Genomic DNA, 17420 nt, shown 5'->3' on the forward strand with positions numbered 1-17420 from the left:
CTCGGCTCAGGTGGTTGCAAGGGGGGTCTTTTTTCGGCTAAACGGGGGTCTGGTTATGGGTCGGGATGCGGCGAATCTGCCGTGTTTCGTGGAACTTGGTCACACTTCAGCCCAGCTTGCATTGCTCGGTGACAAAGTTCGAACGCCAAGTTCGGGACCCATGTATGCGGCGCATCACTGGATTGCTCGCCGTTTCAAGCCACGACCCAAACGGAAAGCAGAAAGCAGAGGCTCATGCCCACAATCGCTTTGGTCGACGACGACCGCAACATTCTCACATCCGTCTCGATCGCGCTGGAAGCCGAAGGCTACCGCATCATGACCTACACCGACGGCGCTTCCGCGCTTGACGGTTTCCGCACCACCCAACCCGACCTCGCCATCCTCGACATCAAGATGCCGCGCATGGACGGCATGGAGACGCTGCGCCGCCTGCGGCAGAAGTCCGACCTGCCGGTGATCTTCCTGACCTCCAAGGACGAAGAGATCGACGAGCTGTTCGGCCTCAAGATGGGCGCCGACGATTTCATCCGCAAACCGTTCTCGCAGCGGCTGCTGGTCGAGCGCGTCAAGGCAGTGCTGCGCCGCTCGGCGCCGAAGGACCCGACCGTAGCGCCGAAGGAGAACGACGCCAAGGCGCTCGACCGCGGTCTTTTGCGCATGGATCCGGAACGCCATACCTGCACCTGGAAGAACGAGCCGGTGACGTTGACCGTCACCGAATTCCTGATCCTGCAGGCGCTCGCGACCCGGCCCGGCGTGGTGAAGAGCCGCAACGCGCTGATGGACGCCGCCTACGATGACCAGGTCTATGTCGACGACCGCACCATCGACAGCCACATCAAGCGGCTGCGCAAGAAGTTCAAGGTGGTCGACAACGAGTTCGAGATGATCGAGACGCTGTACGGCGTCGGCTATCGTTTCAAGGAAGCCTGAGGCGGCAGGGCACCTTCGCGAATGTCCGGAGCATTGCCGGTTCTGGTTCCATCGGAACCGGGATGACTCTAGAATGCGGGGACCGTCGCACGAGCTGTCCTAACGCGGGCGTAAGCATTGCTGGACCGAACGCAGCCTGACCCGAACCAGAGCGCCGAGGATATCGCATCCGACGGCGTTCCGGTGCACGTCGCCGAGGACAAGCCGGCGGCGCAGGGCTGGCGGCCGCTGAACTGGCTCAAGCGCGCCGGGCAATTCTTCTTCGCGCTGTCCTTCTCGAGCCTGACCCGCCGCATCGTCTCGCTCAACCTCGCCGGCCTCGTCGCGCTGGTGGCGAGCATCCTCTATCTGTCGCAATTCCGCGCCGGCCTGATCGACGCGCGCGCGCAGAGCCTGCTGGTGCAGGCTGAGATCATCGCCGGTGCGATCGCGGCCTCCGCGACGGTGCAGACCAACGCCATCACCATCGACCCCGACCGGCTGCTCGACCTCAAGCCGGGCGAGACCTATGGCGGGTCGGACGACTATTCGCCGCTGGATTTTCCGATCAATCCGGAGCGCGTCGCGCCGGTGCTGCGCACGCTGATCTCGCCGACCAAGACGCGCGCCCGCATCTACGATCCGAACGGCAGCCTGCTGCTCGACAGCCGCAACCTCGAGAACGTGCTGCGCTTCCCCCTGCCGCCGCTGTCCGCCGAGAAGCCCGGCGTAGTCGAGCGCGGCATGGTCGCGGTGCGCACCTGGCTGAACCGCGGCGACCTGCCGCTCTATCGCGAGCTCGGGCCCGAGAACGGCAATGGCTATGCTGAAGTGGGCGACGCGCTCCAGGGCCAGAAGCGCTCGATGGTTCGGGTCAATGCGCGCGGCGAGGTGATCGTCTCGGTCGCGGTCCCCGTGCTGCGCTCGCGCGCCATCCACGGCGCGCTGATGCTGTCCACCCAGGGCGACGACATCGACCAGATGGTCACCGCCGAGCGCCTCGCCATCCTGAAAGTCGGCGGCGTCGCCGCCGCGGTCATGATCATGCTGTCGCTGCTGCTGGCCAGCACGATCGCAGGTCCCGTACGCCGGCTCGCGGACAGCGCCGAGCGCGTCCGCCGCCGCATCAAGACCCGCGTCGAGATTCCCGACTTCACCCGCCGTCGCGACGAGATCGGGCATCTGTCCGGCGCGCTGCGCGACATGACCAACGCGCTCTACAGCCGCATCGAGGCGATCGAGATGTTCGCCGCCGACGTCGCGCACGAATTGAAGAACCCGCTGACCTCGCTGCGCTCCGCGGTCGAGACGCTGCCGCTGGCGCGCAACGAGAACAGCCGCGCCCGCCTGCTTGAGGTAATCGAGCACGACGTCAAGCGGCTCGACCGCCTGATCTCTGATATCTCCGACGCCAGCCGGCTCGATGCCGAATTGCAGCGGCAGGACGCGATTCCGGTCGATCTGCGCCGCCTGCTCGGCACGCTGGTCTCGGTCGCCAACGAAACCAAGCTCGGCCACGACGTCGCGGTCGAGGCGCGCTTCGAGGGGCGCGGGCCGACCGACACGTTCGCCGTGACCGGCCACGATTCACGGCTCGGGCAGGTGGTCTCGAACCTGCTCTCCAACGCGCAATCCTTCTCGGAGGCCGGCAGCAAGGTGCGCCTCACCTGCCGCCGCGTGCGCGGTGAAATCGAGATCGTGGTCGACGACGACGGCCCCGGCATCCGCGATGACGCGCTGGAGCGCATCTTCGAGCGCTTCTACACCGACCGTCCGCATCAGGGCTTTGGCCAGAACTCCGGCCTCGGGCTCTCGATCTCCAAGCAGATCGTCGACGCGCATGGCGGGCGCATCTGGGCGGAGAACCGCCCCGGCCCCGCGGACGAGGACGGCGCGCCGACGGTTGCCGGCGCGCGCTTCGTGGTGAGGCTGCCCGCGCTATGAGCGACGGCGGGCCCAGCGTGCACGCCTCCGCGGTCAAGGTCGGGAATCTGGCGGTGCTGATCCGCGGACCGTCGGGCTCCGGCAAGTCGCGCCTTGCCTTCGATTTGATCATGGCGGGGCGCGCCGGCGTGGTCGAAAGGGCCGTTCTGGTCGGTGATGACCGTGTCCATCTGGCGACAGTCGGCGACGAAATTGAAGTCCGCCCCGCGCCGCCGCTCGCCGGCCTGATCGAGATCCGGGGCCTCGGAATCCGCCGCTGCGACTTCGTGGAGCATGCGACCGTCGGCCTCGTGGTCGATCTGGCCGCCGCGGACGCGGAACGCCTGCCGCCGGCCGAATCCCTGAAAACAAGCATTTTAGGTGTCGAAATACCGCGAATCCCTGTTAGCCGCGATTATTCGCCCCTCCCACTGGTTGTTGCGGCCTTGACCACTACCAAGAGTTCATCTTCCGTTAATCCCTGAGGCGATTGTTTGAAGGGAAATGGTAACCATATGAACCCCACTATCGCGACCGAATAGACCGGCGCAGCTCCCCTCATCCATCCGTCTAAGTTCAGGGAGATACGCAACATCCCCTCTTGCGCAGGGGCTCTGGATGGTCAAAGTGGCGCGTTCGTGCGGTGCACCAAAAGCGCCCGCGAGGAGTTTTCCGATGATTGGTCTAGTACTTGTGACCCACGGGCGCCTTGCCGACGAATTCAAGGCAGCGCTTGAACATGTCATGGGCCCACAAAAGCAAATCGAAGCGATTACGATCGGCGCTGAAGATGATTCCGATCTGTGCCGAAGCGACATCATCGAGGCGGTTAACCGCGTCGATTCCGGCGACGGCGTTGCGATCCTCACCGACATGTTCGGCGGCACGCCATCCAACCTGGCAATATCCTGTATGAGCCGGCCGAAGGTCGAGGTGCTCGCGGGCATCAACCTTCCGATGCTGGTGAAGCTCGCCAAGGTGCGTGAGGAACGCGCGCTGCCCGACGCGATCGCGATGGCCCAGGAAGCGGGTCGCAAATACGTCACCATCGCCAGCCGCGTGCTCGCCGGCAAATGAGCGACGACGCGCCGCAAGCCGGGTCGGGCGTGCCCGCGGGCGCGATCTCCAAGGAGCTCCTCATCATCAACAAGCGCGGCCTGCACGCACGCGCCTCGGCGAAATTCGTCCAGGCGGTCGAGCGCTTCAACGCGCAGGTGTGGGTGACGCGCGGCGGCGAGACCGTCGGCGGCACCTCGATCATGGGCCTGATGATGCTCGCTGCGGGACCCGGCACGACGATCACGGTCGCTGCGGCCGGTGCGGATGCCGATGCCGCGCTCGCGGCGATCACGGAGCTCGTTGAAAGCAAGTTCAACGAGGAAGGGATTTAGCGCCCTCCCGCCATGCGCCGTGCTGCACTCCCTCGCCCCGTTCTTACGGGGAGAGGGTTGGGGTGAGGGGCCTCTCTCCACACACGAGATCGTTGTGAGACCTGTACCCCCTCACCCGGATCGCAAGAGCGATCCGACCTCTCCCCGCAAGCGGGGAGAGGTGAACAGAGGTCACTTCGCCGGCGGCGCGATGTAGATGTTCCAGCTCATCGACGGGCCGGCCTTGCCATGGGTGAAGCGGCGCGTCGTCATCACGATGCGCTCGGCGTTCGGCGCAGTCTCCGACACCCATTTCTCGAACGCCGGCAGACGGCCGTCGGTCGGATCGAACACGCCGATGAAGCCGTAGGTCTTGACGTCATCGCGCGAGGTCAGCCCGGAATCCCAGGCCTCTAACGGCAGCAATGCGGACGGATGGTCCGGGCTGTAGAACACCAGCGGCTGGATCTGTTCCATCGTGCCGGCAACGACGGCCCAGCGCGAGCCGAAGCGGGTGTGCCAGGCCTGGGTCAATTCGCGCGCGAGCTCCGAGCGCGCGCCATAGATCGCTGCGTTGCCGGCATTGGCCGCCATCTCGCGCGCGGCGATCCAGGGCGAGGCGGCAAGCGTCGCAACGCTGAGCACGAGCCAGATCGCGACGATGTTGAACAGGGTCGCGCTCTGCACCCGCAGCGCGGGGATCGCGACCAGCGCCAAGGGCACCAGGAAGAACAGCGAGATGCCCCAATCGGTCTTCATGTAGATGCTGAAAACCAGTGCGCCGAGCGGCGGGCCGACCGCGACGATGATCTGGATGATCCAGACATTCAGCGCCTGCGAGACATTGACACCCGGATTGGCGCCGCGCGCCCAGGCGCGGGTGACGATGCGCGAGGGCGTACGCAGCAGCAGCTTGCGCCACGGCGGCACCCACGCCATGGCGAGCGCGGCGAGCGCGACGGGAAGCGCCAGCAGCGCGACATTATGCAGGGCATAGCCGGCCACCAGCTGATGCACGAGGCGGCTGTCCTCGAGGCTGTAGGTGTCGCCGGCATAGGTCAGCGGCACGAAATGCACCTCCGCCAGCCAGACGATGTGCGGGATCATCGCCACCACCATCGTCGCGATCGCCACCCACGGCGCCGGCGACAGCAGGAACCGCAGTCGCTCCGGATGGATCAGCGCGGCAAGGCCGATGGCGCCGATCATGGTCAGCACCCAGTATTTGGTCATCAGCGCCAGCGCGCCGGCAAGGCCGAGCCAGATCCCGGACTGCCAGCTCCTTTTCTCGAAGGCGTTGAGATAGGCGAACACGAGGAGCGGCAGCGTGACGAGCTGGAGCAGGTCGGGGTTGTACTTGAAGCCCTTGAAATTGAAGATCGGGTAGAGCGCGACCATCACCACGACCAGGAACGCGCGCCGTGCGTCCACGACGCGCAAGCTCAGCAGCCAGCAGATCACCATGCCGATGCCGACGGTCGTCATGGCCAGCGCATAGGTCGCCCAGTCCGTCGCCGGGAACACCTTGAACCAGAGGCCGGCGACCCAGCCCGACAGCGGCGGGTGCTTGCCGTAGCCCCACAGGAATTTCTGGCCCCAGCCCCAGGCTTCCGCGACGTCCATGTGAACGTCCTGCGCTGCCTTGAGATTGATCAGGATGAAGGTCCAGAGCACCGCATGCAGGATCGCGAGCTGGATCACCAGCCACAGGCGGGCCTCCGGCCGGACCGCGCTGGCAACCAGCCAGGCCCGGAAGCGGTTGAAACTCACCCAGGTCTTCGCGCGGGCTCGGCCAGATGGGATTGAGGTCGTCGACATCAGCCGTTGCGTAGCGCGTTTTGGCCCGTCGTGGAATCAGCTTGGCGTGAAGAAAGGCCCTGAAAATACAGCAATATGGTTGCCGCACGGGGATGTGAGTGGTATCCCGCGCCCATGACGACCGTCCCCATTTCCAACATCCGCAATTTCTCCATCGTCGCCCATATCGACCATGGCAAATCGACGCTGGCCGACCGCCTGATCCAGATGACCGGCGGCCTCACCGACCGCGAAATGGCGGGCAAGGAGCAGGTGCTCGATTCCATGGATATCGAGCGCGAGCGCGGCATCACCATCAAGGCGCAGACGGTTCGGCTCGCCTACCGCGCCAAGGACGGCAAGGACTACATCTTCAACCTGATGGACACGCCCGGCCATGTCGACTTCGCCTACGAAGTCTCGCGGTCGCTGGCGGCCTGCGAGGGTTCCCTGCTGGTGGTCGACGCCAGCCAGGGCGTCGAAGCTCAGACGCTCGCCAACGTCTACCAGGCGCTCGACAACAATCACGAGATCGTTCCGGTCCTGAACAAGGTCGACCTGCCGGCCGCCGAACCCGAGAAGGTCAAGCAGCAGATCGAGGACGTCATCGGCATCGACGCCTCGGACGCGGTGATGATCTCGGCCAAGACCGGCCTCGGCGTTCCCGACGTGCTGGAAGCCATCGTCACCCGCCTGCCGCCGCCGAAGGGCGATCGCGATGCGACCCTGAAGGCGCTGCTGGTCGACAGCTGGTACGACGTCTATCTCGGCGTCGTCGTGCTGATCCGCGTCGTCGACGGCGTCATGAAGAAGGGTAGCCGCGTGCGCATGATGGGCACGGGCGCTGCCTACGACGTCGAGCGCGTCGGCTTCTTCACGCCGAAGATGACGCAGGTCGACGAGCTCGGCCCCGGCGAGATCGGCTTCATCACCGCCGCGATCAAGGAAGTCGCCGACACCCGCGTCGGCGACACCATCACCGACGACAGGAAGCCTGTCACCGAAATGCTGCCGGGCTTCAAGCCGGCGATCCCGGTGGTGTTCTGCGGCCTGTTCCCGGTCGACGCCGACGATTTCGAGACGCTGCGCGCCGCGATGGGCAAGCTGCGCCTCAACGACGCCAGCTTCTCGTTCGAGATGGAAACCTCCGCGGCGCTCGGCTTCGGCTTCCGCTGCGGCTTCCTCGGCCTCTTGCACCTCGAGATCATCCAGGAGCGGCTGTCGCGCGAGTTCGATCTCAACCTGATCGCGACCGCGCCGAGCGTCATCTACAAGATGAAGCTGACCGACGGCACCGAGCTCGAGATCCACAATCCCGTCGACATGCCCGACGTGGTCAAGATCGAGGAGATCCAGGAGCCCTGGATCGAGGCGACGATCCTCACGCCCGACGAATATCTCGGCAGCGTGCTGAAGCTGTGCCAGGACCGCCGCGGCGCGCAGAAGGAGCTGACCTATGTCGGCGCCCGCGCGATGGTGAAATACGATCTGCCGCTCAACGAAGTGGTGTTCGACTTCTACGACCGCCTCAAGTCGGTCTCCAAGGGCTACGCCTCGTTCGACTATCATCTCACCGACTACAAGCCGGCCGACCTCGTCAAGATGCAGATCCTGGTCAATGCTGAGCCGGTCGACGCACTCTCGATGCTGGTCCACCGCACCCGCGCCGAGGGGCGCGGCCGCGCCATGGTCGAGAAGATGAAGGAGCTGATCCCGCCGCACATGTTCCAGATCCCGATCCAGGCGGCGATCGGCGGCAAGGTGATCGCCCGCGAGACGGTCCGCGCGCTGCGCAAGGACGTCACCGCGAAGTGCTACGGCGGCGACATCACGCGCAAGCGCAAGCTTCTGGAGAAGCAGAAGGAAGGCAAGAAGAAGATGCGGCAGTTCGGCAAGGTCGACATCCCGCAGGAAGCCTTCATTGCCGCGCTGAAGGTGGATAGCTGAGGCTGCTGCCCGGACCAGTTTTGACGTAACGAGACTGGTCAGGCCCGGCCATCCGTGGCCGGAAAACAAAAACCGCGAAAACAACCCCATGCACAGTAGCCGGCCCCTTGTCGGCATTGCGCTTTTCGAATTTTCGATTTTACGAAATCGATTTGACCCGTCGGGCAAAACAGGGGCATGATGGCATCATGGCAGCGGGTGCGACGCGGGCGCCCCTCAGGAGGCACCGGAGGCAACATGCCGAAGGCCTGAGTGATCAACATCACAGATCCAATACTTGCCTTTCGGCAGGCTCCGCATACGCTGCGCACGTGATGTTCGGGGCTGCGATGGGCGCATTTCGCTGGTTTTCATTGTTATTTGTCGTCTGGCTAACCTGCGGTTCGGCGCACGCCGAGCGCCGCGTCGCGCTCGTTATTGGCAATTCGGCCTACAAGAGCGTGCCGAGGCTTGCGAACCCGGTGAATGATGCCGCCCTGGTCGGTGGCATGTTCAAGAAGGCCGGGTTCGACAGCGTCGACGTCAAGCTCGACCTCAGCGTGGTCGATATGCGCAAGGCGCTTCGCGAGTTTGCAGGCAAGGCTCGCGAGGCGGAAGTCGCCGTCATCTATTACGCCGGCCACGGGATCGAGCTGGACGGCAACAACTACCTGATCCCGACCGATGCTGCCCTGGAAACAGACAACGACGTGTTCGACGAGGCGTTTCCGCTCGACCGAGTGTTGTTTGCCATCGAACCGGCCAAACAGCTCCGCCTCGTCATTCTCGACGCCTGCCGCGACAATCCCTTTGCCAAGACAATGAAGCGCACGGTTGCCGCCCGCGCTATCGGACGTGGTCTTGCCAAGGTCGAGCCGACCAGTTCGAACACCATGATCGCCTACGCTGCGAAGGCGGGCTCGACCGCCTCCGATGGCGACTCGAAGAACAGCCCGTTCGCGGCCGCGCTCGTCGAGCGTCTGCCCACACCGGGCCTCGACCTGCGCAAGGCCTTCGGCTTCGTGCGCGACGATGTCCTCAAGAACACCGGCTACAAGCAGGAGCCGTATGTCTATGGTTCGCTGGGCGGTGACGACGTCCCCCTGGTCCAGGCCAAGCTGGCAGCCGCATCCGGTCCTCAGGCGAGTCCCGATGACGCCGTCCGTCGGGATTATGAGCTGGCTCTGCAGATCGGCACGAGAGAGGTTTGGACGGCTTTCCTCGCGAAGTATGCCGACGGGTTCTACGCCAGCCTGGCCAAGGGGCAATTGAACCGAATCGCAGCAGAGGAGACGCGCGCCGCCGCCGCCGATAAGGCGCGGCAGGCCGAAGACGAGAAAGCGCGGCTTGCGGCGGAGCGGGCCAGGAAGGCGGAGCAAGATAGGGCGGCGGCAGCCGCCAAGGCCGCCGAAGATGCGCGGATTGCGGCTGAGAAGGCCAAGCAGGTCGAAGAGGCCAAGGCCGCCGCGGCCGAGCAGCGCAGGAAAGAGGCCGAGGCCGCAGCAGCCAAAGCGCTCGCCGACAAGCAGGCAGCCGAGAAGGCTCTTGCGGACAAACAGGCCGCCGACAAAGCCGCTGCCGAGAAAGCCGCCGCAGAGCTGGCGGCGAAAAAGGCTGCCGAGAAGCCGGCAGGCGCGGGTGGCGAACAGAAGGTCGCGGCGCTCGCGCCGCCGTCGGCGCAGCCTGCCATGCCACCCCTGGAGGTCGCGAAATCGGTGCAGTCGGAATTGCGCCGGGTCGGGTGCCTGACTGCGTCGGCTGACGGTGACTGGAATGCGACGTCACAGCGCTCGCTGACGCTGTTCAACAAGTATGCCGGAACGAAACTCGACGCCAGGCTCGCCAGCTTCGACGCGCTCGACGCCATCAAGGCGAAGCCGGGCCGGGTCTGCCCGCTGGTGTGCGACCATGGCTTCAGGGCCGACGGCGATGCCTGCGTCAAGATCACATGCCGTGCCGGCTCCCGCGTCAATGACGACAACGAATGCGAGAAGATCCCGGAGAGGAAACCCGCGGCCGCGCGCGAGAATGCAAAGGGACGAGACGAGCAGCGCAAGCAGGTTGAATCGGCACCGACCAAGCCGCAGAGCACCGGCCAGATGGTTTGCAATGCGGCGGGATGCCGCCCAGTACGTCCGGGATGCAAGCTCGGCTATGCAAGGTCCGGGCAGGGCGTGACGGTCGCTGAAGGGACCCGGGAAGTCTGCAATTGAGGCGACGGGGATAGATTTGCGGCGATGAAAGAGATTTCCCCTGGATAGTGAGCGCTTCGTTCCAACTCTCGATGATCGGGTGTACGGAAAGCCAGTGTCCGCCTTTCCTAAAGCGGTGACACAGCGCCTCGTCGGCTCTTGGCCATCGCGCCGGCGAGCGCAACGCAGCGGCTTGTCCGGAGCCCGGCGCAAGCCGGAGGTCGCCGGCTGAGGGGTAAACCGACGCGGTTGCCCCCAAGCCGGCCATTCCCCGACTGTTCAGTTTCCGTCAGGTGCTCCGCCCGGAAAGCCGACGACGCCCGTCAGGGACCTCCATCTCGTGCCCCCGCGCGGCTTCACGACGTCTTCTGCTTCGCTTCGACGTATCGCGCGAAGTTGTCGAGGATCGCCTGCCAGCCGCCTTGCTGCTGCTCGACCGAGTGGGTCGGCTCGCTATCGAAGACAACGCGGACGACAATGCCATTCGAGCCCGGCACGAACTCAACCTCGGCCTTGCGATCGCCGAACGCATATTCGATCAGCTTGTGTTCGACGATCTTGGTGTAGGTGCCGGCGAAGTCAAAGCCCATGCTGCCGTCCTTGGCCTCCATGCGAGACGAGAAGATGCCGCCTTCTCGCAGGTCGACCGTCGCCTTGGTTGTATGCCAGTCGTCGGACGCCGCGTTCCACTTCACGATGTCGGCAGGCGTCGTATAGGCACGCCAGACCTGATCGATGGGGGCTGCCACGGTGGTTTCGACGGTGATCCTCATGAACATTGCTCCTGGTTCGATTTTGACGGTCGAGGTGACGGCATCACTGACGTGTGCGAGGTCCGACCAAGGACGATCGAGACCGGTCCGTGCCGACATGGTCGTGTCGTGAATCTCCAGAAAAAAGCAAACCCGTCACACTGAAGGGCGAGCAAATGCGCGGTCATGAGGTCCAAGGCGCTGTCAGATCATTGCCCGAGCTGTTGAAGCACGGCGGACCACAACGCAAGCGGCTCCCTGAGGGCTCCCGGTTCGGACGGCTTTTGGCGAACGGCGGTGTGCACCATGACGAGCTTCGAGGCCGGATCGACCAGGATGACCTGACCGCGGATGCCGAGCAGGGCAAATCTGCGCTGCTCGCCGGGCAGGAGCCACACCTGATAGCCGTAGCCGAAATAGGGTGTGGCCACGCGCGGAGCGAGATGACCGTCGTCTGGCCTGACCGTCGTGGCATCCAGCAGCCATTGCCGGGGGATCAACTGACGGCCTTCCCAGGCGCCGTCATGCGCGAGCAGCCGGGCGAGGCGCGCATAGTCGCGCAAGGTTGCGTTGAAGCAGCAAAAGGCAATCTCCTGCCCGCTGCCATCGATCGCCCATGAGGCATCCGCTTCAGTGCCGATGGCATCCCAGATCCGGTCGTGGAGATAGTCGGCAACCGGCGTGCCCGTCGCGGAGCGCAGGACCAGGCCCAAGATCTCGGTTTCCACACTGGCATAGTGCCATCGGGTCCCCGGCGGGGCGGTTCTTGTATTGAATTGTGCGACGACGGCGGCGGGATCTTTCGGCTCTTCAACGAACAGGGCTCGCCCAAGCCGGGCTATGTCATCTTGCCCGTCATAGACCTCGGAAAATTCGACGCCCGACGACATGTTCAGCAGGGCCCGGATGGAGGTGCTTCCATATTCCGTTCCCGCAAGGCCGGAGACGTAGGTCGAGACGGGGTCGTCGATCGACTTGATCCGTCCCTCCGAGACCGCGATCCCGACCAGCATGCCCACCAGCGTCTTGGCCATGGACTGCGAGAGAAAGCGGTCGTGGTCGGTCCGCGCATATTGATAGTGCTCGTACAGGATTGTGTCGTCCCTGGCGATCAGGAGTCCCGTCACCGGGTTGCGTTTGAGGTAATCCGCGATGCTCAGCCGTTCCGTACCGAAACTGTAGGCGATCGACGGCTCCGGCGCGCGCTTGAACTGCCAGGGCGCCGTCGCCCGACCGATCGGGCGCGAAGGATAGATCTCGCCGAAATGGCTGTAGACGCCGACGAGCTTGTCGAGCTGGGTGGTGGTCCCCCGCGTGCCGACCGGATAGCCGGACGCCGCGCCGTAGAGCTCGGCATCGGGGCCGCTCTCCGAGAAGACCGGTCCCGCCTCGCCGGGAAAGCTTCGGACGTCCTGTGCGCAGGCCAGGGGCGCCCAGAGCGCGGAGGCGAGAATGACAGGCAAGAAAAGCCCCCGGCAACCGCGGGGCTTGCTGAGTGCTCCCCAATTCATCGTACTTGTCTCCTCACACATCTTTGTTTGTGTGCGTTTATGAGAGCAACCTCGCAGACCGGTGACGGAGGCATGCTATCATTACGGGTAGACGGTGTCAGCATGTGGCCCACCGCCGACGTCGGCCGAATTCTGCGCCACCGAGACATCCATCATCCGATCGCGAAATCAGCCGCTGTCTCGGCGTGGATCGCCGTCGTGTCGAAGGTCTCGACTGTCGTGTCGCCCTGCCCGACCAGCATCGTGATCTCGGTGCAGCCGAGGATGATGCACTCGGCACCACGGGCGACCAGCGCCGCCATCACCTCCCGATAGCGGCAACGCGAGGGGGCGGCGACGTTTCCAAGGCACAGCTCGTCGTAGATGATGCGGTTGACGTCGGCCCGCGCCTCGGCGGGAGGAACGAGGACGTCGAGATCATGCGCGCGCAGCCGGTCGATGTAGAAGTCTTCCTCCATCGTGAACTTCGTGCCGAGCAACCCGACGCGCCGGTATCCTCTGGACCGGATGCGCTGTGCCGTTGAGTCGCCGATATGGATGAAGGGAATGGTCAGCTTCGCCACGATCTCGGGCGCCAGCTTGTGCATCGTGTTGGTGCACAATACGATCGCCCGCGCGCCGGCGCTTTCCAGGCGCAGCGCGACCTCGGCGAGGCTGCTTGCGGCCTCCTGCCAGCGGCCGGCGTACTGCATCTCCTTGATCTCCTGAAAATCGTAGGAATACATCAGCAACGGGGCCGAGTGCAGCTTGCCCATGCGGTCGCGGACACGCTCGTTGATCAGCTTGTAATAGAGCGCGGTGCTCTCCCAGCTCATGCCTCCGATCAGGCCAATGGTTCGCATCCCGGCATCTCCCAAAACTCGCTCGATGGATCGTAGACGAAGACGCGGAAGCTCGCCATGACGCGATTGAACCGGCCGCAAGTCCGGCTACACCAAACAAGGTCGTGCCGCTGCAATAGCCGCCGTTTCTCGCAGATGGATGCGCGATACGGATGAAGCGGGTGCCTGTATGCAGTTTTTCCTGTGTGAGATCGTCGCCCGAATCGTCGCGATCTATCTGTGCGTCGATTGCGGGCGCATGCTGCGCTATGGCTATGCCGACCGGAAAATCAGGGCCTTCAGTCCCGATCTCGTGGTCTGGCTGCTGGACTGGTCGCGGCAGGTTTTCCAGAGGGACACCGCGCCGGTCCAGTACTGGATAGAAATGGGCCATCAGGCCATCTGCCTTTTGGCGTGCCTCGTCGTCGCGATCTTCGGGTGGTGGCTACCGAACGGCTGAGCAGCCGGCGATGGCGTTCCGGGACCGCAACCGACCTCGCCCTGGGGCGAGCGAGCGCGGGCAATCTTGATCCTCCCTGCCAAATAGACCACCATCGCTTGTCTTACCGCTCACGGCAGAATGGGCGAGGAAACGCAGATGAACGCAACTCGCGGGTTTGGCCTGGTTGAGCGGGCGCGGGCCATCGCACCACTGATCGCGGGCGAGGCCGACGAGATCGAGCGGACGCGGAGGCTGACGCCGGCCGTCGTTTCAGCGCTGGTCGAGAACGGGCTCTATCGCGCGCTGCTGCCGCAGAGCCTTGGTGGCACGGAAGCTCCGATCGAAGCCTTCATGCAGATGCTGGAGGAGATCGCGAAGGCGGACGCCTCCACGGCCTGGTGTCTCGGCCAGTGCTGCGTCTGCGCGATGATCGCGGCCTCGCTCGACCGCGACACCGCGCACGAGATCTTCAACACACAGCCGGGCATCCTCGCCTGGGGTGCGATCGCGCATGAGGCGCGCGCGGTCGAGGGCGGCTATCGCGTCACCGCGCGCTGGGATTTTGCCTCGGGCTCGCGGCAGGCGAACTGGCTGGGGGCGCATGTCCGCATCGTCGGCGCCGACGCTGTGCCGCGAAAAAATGCCGACGGCTCGCCAGAGGTGCGCACCATCCTGTTTCCGGCAGAGAGCGCCGTGCTGCACGACGTGTGGCAGGCGATCGGGCTCGCCGGCACCGGCACGGATTCCTATGAGGTGAGCGACCTCTTCATCCCCGAGCGCTTCACCGCGTTCCGTGACGTGCCGTCGGCGCTGCGCGAGAAGGGACCGCTCTACAGGATCGGCACCGGCTCGACCTTCAGCCTCGGCTTTGCCGCGGTGTCGCTCGGCGTCGCGCGCGCCACGCTGGATGCGGCGATCGCACTGGAGCGCGGCAAGCACCAGTCGCTGGCGGCCAGCGCCATGCGCGACAACCAGTCGGTCCAGGGCCTGATCGGCCACACCGAGGGCGACCTTCGCGCCGCGCGCGCCTATCTCTACGCCACCGCAAATGCGATGTGGCGCGATCTCAGCGCGACCGGCGAATTCAGCGCGGCGCATCGCAGCGCGGTTCGCCTCGCCGCGACTTGGACCATTCACCAGTCGGCCAAGGTGGTGGACGCCGCCTACCACATGGCCGGCGCCACGGCCGTGTTCCGCAGCAATCCGTTCGAACGGCGGTTCCGCGACATGCACGCCATCGCGCAGCAGATCCAGGCGCGCGACACGCATTATGAGGATGTGGGGAAGGCACTTTTGGCGAGCGAGTGAGGCGGAGTGATAGCCGCACGGCCGGTGCGCTCCCTCCCCCGCTTGCGGGGTCGCGACGAGCTTCGCTCGCGCTGAGAGGGTTGGGGAGAGGGTGGCTCCGCAATCGAGAATCCCCCCAGAGGAGAGAACCCTCACCCGCGCCTTCGGCGCGACTTCTCCCGCAAGCGGGAGAGGTTAACCGAAAGAGTGGCGCGTCCCTTACATTGGGAATTCACGGTGAGCTGCGAAGAATGGCCGGAGGAGCATGACGATCACGCCACCATCGCGGCGTCTTCCTCGTCGGCGGCATCGATGCCGCGCTGCGCGGCGAGCAGGCTGATGATCTCGATATTGGGGCGGGCCTTGCTGAACAGAAAACCCTGGCCTTCGTCGCAGCCTTCGGCCCTGAGGCAGCTCAGCTCGGCCTCGGTCTCGACGCCTTCGGCGGTGATGGTGACGCCAAGACCTTTGCCGAGGCTGACGATGGAGCGGATGATCGCCTGGGCCTCGCGGTTGGCGCCGAGATCGCGCACGAAGGACTGGTCGATCTTGATCTTGTCGAAGGGGAAGCTGCGCAGATAGCTGAGGCTGGAATAGCCGGTGCCGAAATCGTCCATCGAGATGCGCACCCCGAGCGCGCGCAGCGCATGCAGCGTCGCCAGCACCTGGGCGCTCTTCTCCAGCAGCAGCGTCTCGGTGATCTCGAGCTCGAGCCGCCGCGGCGGCAGGCCGGAATGTTTCAGCGCGTCCGTCACCATCGAGAGCAGGTTGCCGCTGCGGAACTGGAGCGGCGACAGATTGACGGCGACGCGGACGTCGTCGGGCCAGGTCGCGGCGTCGAGGCAGGCGCGGCGCAGCATCAAGCCGCCGAGCGGATTGATCAGGCCGGTTTCCTCGGCGACAGGGATGAACTCCGCCGGCGAGACCATGCCGCGCTCGGCATGCGGCCAGCGCACCAGCGCCTCGAAGCCGGTGATGCGGCCGCTCGAGAGGTCGATCAGCGGCTGGTAGTACGGCCGCAACACGTCGTTCTGGATCGCGTCGCGCAGCTCGACCTCGATCTTGCGCCGGCTCTGCGCTTTCGCATGCAGCGCCGCCTCGAAGAAGGCGAAGGTGCCGCGCGCGTCCAGCTTGGCGCGCGACAGCGCCATGTCGGCGCTCTTGAGCAGCTTTTCGGAATCGTCGCCGTCGGCCGGCGCCATCGCGATGCCGATGGAGGCGCCGATCACCACGGAATGGCCGTCGAGCAGATAGGGATCGGCGATGGCCTCCAGCAGGCGCTTGGCCAGCATCACCGCGTCCTCGGGACGGGTCAGCCCGCTCTGCACGATCGCGAACTCGTCCGAATTGAGCCGCGCCAGCGCGTCCGCTTCGCGCAAGGTGGAGCGCAGCCGCTTGGCGACACCGCGCAAGAGCTTGTCGCCGACGGCGTGTCCGAGCGTCTCGTTGACCGCCTTGAAATTGTCCAGCCCCAGCATCAGCACCGCGACCTTCTCGGAACTGCGGCGCGTGTGCAGCAGCATCTCGTCGACCTGCTGGCGCAGCAGGTTGCGGTTCGGCAGGCCGGTGAGCCCGTCATGCTGGGCCATGAAGGCCAGCCGCGCCTCGGCGCGCTTGCGCTCCGTGATGTCCATCAGCGCGAGCAGCACCGCGGGCCGCTCGGCATAGGTCAATTCGCGCGAATAGATCGCAAGGTCGATCAGCGCGCCGTCGGCCTTGACGTGCTTCCAGGTGCGCGCGGCCTGCTCGTCGCTGGAGCGGTCGGTGGTCCAGGGCGGCTCGCTGTCGAAGGCCTGCAAGGACCGGATCTTCAGCTTCTCGAACTCGGTGCGGCTATAGCCGTAATGGGCGACCGCGGCGTCGTTGACACCGAGGATGCGCTCGTCGTCGAGCGCGCAGACGATCATGGGGACGGGATTGCCGTCGAACAGCAGGCGGAACGAGGCCTCGCGCTGCTTCAACTCGGTGATGTCGACGCGCAGGCCGACGACGCCGCCGTCGTCGGTGCGGCGCTCCTCGATCAAGATGACACGGCCGTCCGACAGCGTCTGCTCGTGACGTGCGCCCGGCTGATAGAGCTTCTCCAGCCGCCGGGCTATCCACTCTTCCTCGTGGCCTGCGGCTTCCGGATAGTCGCCGCGGGCGACGCCGACGCGCAGCGTGTCTTCGAGGCGCGCGCCCTCCGCGAACAGATCGGCGGTCTTGCTGTAGATCTCGGAATATTGCTTGTTCCAGAGAACGTAGCGGCCTTCGGGGTCGAGAATCACGATGCCCTGCGGTAGCAGGTCGACGGCCTGGCGCAGCCGTTCGTGCGATTTGCGCACCTCGATGATGGCCGCTTCGGCTTCCGCGCGGCTCTGCACGAGTTCGTCGTGCCTGGCGGGCCGATGCGAGGCGCGCGCGAAACGCGGCTTGCGCGGCCGCTCGCCGGCCGCAGCACGCACGTTGCGCTTTCGCTTTCCTGGTTTTCGAGACCCCAAACTC

14 protein-coding genes are annotated in these 17420 nt (G+C 65.2%); 9 read left to right on the forward strand and 5 right to left on the reverse strand.

The genetic code is table 11. The features are described 5' to 3' along the window. Window positions 1–234: 234 nt before the first annotated feature. The 5 genes from EI171_RS02120 (at window position 235) to EI171_RS02140 (ending at window position 4229) form a co-directional block, all read left to right on the forward strand. Window positions 235–936 (forward strand): response regulator transcription factor, encoded by a 702-nt coding sequence (locus EI171_RS02120; RefSeq protein ID WP_008542552.1) that lies wholly within the window; start codon window positions 235–237, stop codon window positions 934–936. Between the two features lie 117 nt (window positions 937–1053). Further along, on the forward strand, window positions 1054–2859 hold the full coding sequence (locus tag EI171_RS02125; protein ID WP_028175918.1) for a sensor histidine kinase: 1806 nt from the start codon (window positions 1054–1056) through the stop codon (window positions 2857–2859). Next, complete coding sequence (locus EI171_RS02130; RefSeq protein WP_161532449.1) at window positions 2856–3323, forward strand: HPr kinase/phosphorylase; 468 nt, start codon at window positions 2856–2858, stop codon at window positions 3321–3323. Before EI171_RS02125 ends, EI171_RS02130 begins: the two co-directional genes overlap by 4 nt. 190 nt (window positions 3324–3513) lie before the next feature. Beyond that, window positions 3514–3915, forward strand: coding sequence for a PTS sugar transporter subunit IIA (locus tag EI171_RS02135; protein WP_011090868.1), 402 nt, complete (start codon window positions 3514–3516; stop codon window positions 3913–3915). Continuing rightward, window positions 3912–4229: an HPr family phosphocarrier protein gene (locus EI171_RS02140; protein WP_011090869.1), complete on the forward strand. Its 318-nt coding sequence runs from the start codon at window positions 3912–3914 to the stop codon at window positions 4227–4229. Before EI171_RS02135 ends, EI171_RS02140 begins: the two co-directional genes overlap by 4 nt. Window positions 4230–4400: 171 nt before the next feature. Here the strand turns inward: EI171_RS02140 and EI171_RS02145 are convergent, their stop codons facing one another. Beyond that, window positions 4401–6026, reverse strand: coding sequence for a glycosyltransferase family 39 protein (locus EI171_RS02145; protein WP_161532450.1), 1626 nt, complete (start codon window positions 6024–6026; stop codon window positions 4401–4403). A 114-nt stretch (window positions 6027–6140) separates the two neighbouring features. Here EI171_RS02145 and lepA point away from each other — a divergent pair, with 114 nt between their 5' ends. Both lepA and EI171_RS02155 read left to right on the forward strand, forming a co-directional pair. Then, on the forward strand, window positions 6141–7952 hold the full coding sequence (lepA, locus tag EI171_RS02150; RefSeq protein WP_028175920.1) for a translation elongation factor 4: 1812 nt from the start codon (window positions 6141–6143) through the stop codon (window positions 7950–7952). 329 nt (window positions 7953–8281) lie between these two features. Continuing rightward, a complete protein-coding gene (locus EI171_RS02155) occupies window positions 8282–10144 on the forward strand; it encodes a caspase family protein (RefSeq protein WP_161536895.1) in 1863 nt (620 codons plus the stop codon). A gap of 335 nt (window positions 10145–10479) precedes the next feature. Here EI171_RS02155 and EI171_RS02160 read toward each other — a convergent pair whose 3' ends face one another. The 3 genes from EI171_RS02160 to EI171_RS02170 form a co-directional block, all read right to left on the reverse strand. Beyond that, a complete protein-coding gene (locus EI171_RS02160; protein ID WP_038967708.1) occupies window positions 10480–10896 on the reverse strand; it encodes an SRPBCC family protein in 417 nt (138 codons plus the stop codon). Window positions 10897–11084: 188 nt separating this feature from the next. Continuing rightward, window positions 11085–12338 carry a serine hydrolase gene (locus EI171_RS02165; protein ID WP_246740429.1) on the reverse strand — a complete coding sequence of 418 codons (1254 nt, stop codon included), beginning with the start codon at window positions 12336–12338 and terminating at the stop codon, window positions 11085–11087. A 200-nt stretch (window positions 12339–12538) separates the two neighbouring features. Further along, complete coding sequence (locus EI171_RS02170) at window positions 12539–13228, reverse strand: aspartate/glutamate racemase family protein (RefSeq protein WP_161532452.1); 690 nt, start codon at window positions 13226–13228, stop codon at window positions 12539–12541. A gap of 139 nt (window positions 13229–13367) precedes the next feature. Here EI171_RS02170 and EI171_RS02175 point away from each other — a divergent pair, with 139 nt between their 5' ends. After that, complete coding sequence (locus EI171_RS02175; RefSeq protein ID WP_161532453.1) at window positions 13368–13667, forward strand: hypothetical protein; 300 nt, start codon at window positions 13368–13370, stop codon at window positions 13665–13667. A 138-nt stretch (window positions 13668–13805) separates the two neighbouring features. Beyond that, window positions 13806–14957 carry an acyl-CoA dehydrogenase family protein gene (locus EI171_RS02180; RefSeq protein ID WP_161532454.1) on the forward strand — a complete coding sequence of 384 codons (1152 nt, stop codon included), beginning with the start codon at window positions 13806–13808 and terminating at the stop codon, window positions 14955–14957. Between the two features lie 251 nt (window positions 14958–15208). Here EI171_RS02180 and EI171_RS02185 read toward each other — a convergent pair whose 3' ends face one another. After that, window positions 15209–17380 carry a bifunctional diguanylate cyclase/phosphodiesterase gene (locus tag EI171_RS02185; RefSeq protein ID WP_161532455.1) on the reverse strand — a complete coding sequence of 724 codons (2172 nt, stop codon included), beginning with the start codon at window positions 17378–17380 and terminating at the stop codon, window positions 15209–15211. Window positions 17381–17420: the final 40 nt, after the last annotated feature.

The organism is Bradyrhizobium sp. LCT2, assembly GCF_009931255.1.
Classification (GTDB): Bacteria; Pseudomonadota; Alphaproteobacteria; order Rhizobiales; family Xanthobacteraceae; genus Bradyrhizobium; species Bradyrhizobium diazoefficiens.

Bases quoted from the DNA above. Each gene is read 5' to 3' on its own strand.
- lepA (WP_028175920.1), top strand. From the start codon at position 6,141: ATGACGACCGTCCCCATTTCCAACATCCGCAATTTCTCCATCGTCGCC.
- EI171_RS02145 (WP_161532450.1), bottom strand. From the start codon at position 6,026: ATGTCGACGACCTCAATCCCATCTGGCCGAGCCCGCGCGAAGACCTGG.
- EI171_RS02170 (WP_161532452.1), bottom strand. From the start codon at position 13,228: ATGCGAACCATTGGCCTGATCGGAGGCATGAGCTGGGAGAGCACCGCG.
- EI171_RS02160 (WP_038967708.1), bottom strand. From the start codon at position 10,896: ATGAGGATCACCGTCGAAACCACCGTGGCAGCCCCCATCGATCAGGTC.
- EI171_RS02120 (WP_008542552.1), top strand. From the start codon at position 235: ATGCCCACAATCGCTTTGGTCGACGACGACCGCAACATTCTCACATCC.
- EI171_RS02155 (WP_161536895.1), top strand. From the start codon at position 8,282: ATGGGCGCATTTCGCTGGTTTTCATTGTTATTTGTCGTCTGGCTAACC.
- EI171_RS02130 (WP_161532449.1), top strand. From the start codon at position 2,856: ATGAGCGACGGCGGGCCCAGCGTGCACGCCTCCGCGGTCAAGGTCGGG.
- EI171_RS02140 (WP_011090869.1), top strand. From the start codon at position 3,912: ATGAGCGACGACGCGCCGCAAGCCGGGTCGGGCGTGCCCGCGGGCGCG.
- EI171_RS02175 (WP_161532453.1), top strand. From the start codon at position 13,368: ATGCGCGATACGGATGAAGCGGGTGCCTGTATGCAGTTTTTCCTGTGT.
- EI171_RS02135 (WP_011090868.1), top strand. From the start codon at position 3,514: ATGATTGGTCTAGTACTTGTGACCCACGGGCGCCTTGCCGACGAATTC.
- EI171_RS02180 (WP_161532454.1), top strand. From the start codon at position 13,806: ATGAACGCAACTCGCGGGTTTGGCCTGGTTGAGCGGGCGCGGGCCATC.